We start from the raw sequence: 1,195 nt of genomic DNA, 5'->3' as shown, positions 1-1,195 counted from the left end.
GCTTCGTATCGCTTCATGGGCGTGATCGGGCGGTGGCTGTGGGCTCGCATCTGCTATGCCAGATGCTCAGAGGTAAGCCACTGTACCGAGTCAGGCGCCGATACGTATGCATGCCCTTGTGGTGAGCCATCTGATATGGTCAATTTTGAAGAAACTGAGCCTTGGAACGTTGCAGCCGGTCCGGCATAGTTTGGGGCACGAAAGCGAGGTGCGGCATGGGTGCCCTGAACTACGTACGGATGGTGTTGTGGAGCTTCTTCGGTATTCGCCGGCGTGCGGCGGCTGGCGACGAACTGGCGCATGCAAAGCCAGTCGCCCTGGCGGTGGTCGCTGTCAGCCTGACCGCGCTGTTTGGCCTGACCTTGTGGGGCCTGGCCACGCTGGCCGTGGGCTCGCTGGGGCAGTAGGCGGCGTGATGGTCCGTTTTGGTTGTGCATGCTTACGCCGATGAAATCCCTTCTTTCCACTGTCCTCATGCTTGCCTTGTTAGGTGCCGCTCCGGCGGTCTTCGCGCAGGCCACCGAGGGCGTCAGGCCTGACCCGACGGCGAAAGTGACGAACAGCATGGCGCAGCGCATGCAAGCCTGCGTCGTCTGTCACGGCAAGGAAGGGCGCGCGACGAACGACGGCTACTTCCCTCGCATCGCCGGCAAGCCGCAGGGCTACCTTTTCAACCAGCTCAAGAACTTCAAGGACGGGCGGCGCAAGAACCAGGCGATGAGCCACCTGCTGCAGCACATGTCCGACGACTATCTGCGTGACATCGCCAAGTACTTCTCCGAGCTGGACTTGCCGTATCCACCGGCACGGGCGCACGGCTTGAGCTCCGAAGAGCAGCAACTGGCCAAGACTCTGGTGTTCAAAGGCGATGTGGATCGCAAGATTCCCGYCTGCGTGGCTTGCCATGGCGACAGCATGGCCGGGCGTCTGCCGGCGATGCCAGGGCTGCTGACCTTGCCATCGGACTACCTCATCGGACAGCTCGGCGCATGGCGCACGGGCCAACGCAAGGCCAAGGAGCCTGACTGCATGGCCGAGGTCGCGCGGCGCTTGTCGGCAGACGAGGTCGGTGCCGTGGCACGCTGGCTGTCGGCACAAACGCTGCCGCTGGGCACCAAGCCGGCGGCTGCCTCGACCGAACCGCTGCCCATTCGATGCGGGAGCGGCGAACAATGATCACGACGCTGATCAAAGG

2 protein-coding genes are annotated in these 1,195 nt (G+C 63.1%); both read left to right on the top strand.

Going from position 1 to position 1,195, the window contains the following annotated elements; genetic code table 11:
• Window positions 1–215 precede the first annotated feature (215 nt).
• Window positions 216–407: a DUF2970 domain-containing protein gene (locus AC1DYI_RS36260; RefSeq protein WP_477208923.1), complete on the top strand. Its 192-nt coding sequence runs from the start codon at window positions 216–218 to the stop codon at window positions 405–407.
• 67 nt (window positions 408–474) lie between these two features.
• Window positions 475–1,176, top strand: coding sequence for a c-type cytochrome (locus AC1DYI_RS36255; protein WP_477208922.1), 702 nt, complete (start codon window positions 475–477; stop codon window positions 1,174–1,176).
• Window positions 1,177–1,195: the final 19 nt, after the last annotated feature.

This window comes from Ideonella sp. P3_A4, assembly GCF_056403075.1.
This window is presented reverse-complemented; position numbering and strand designations above follow the sequence as displayed.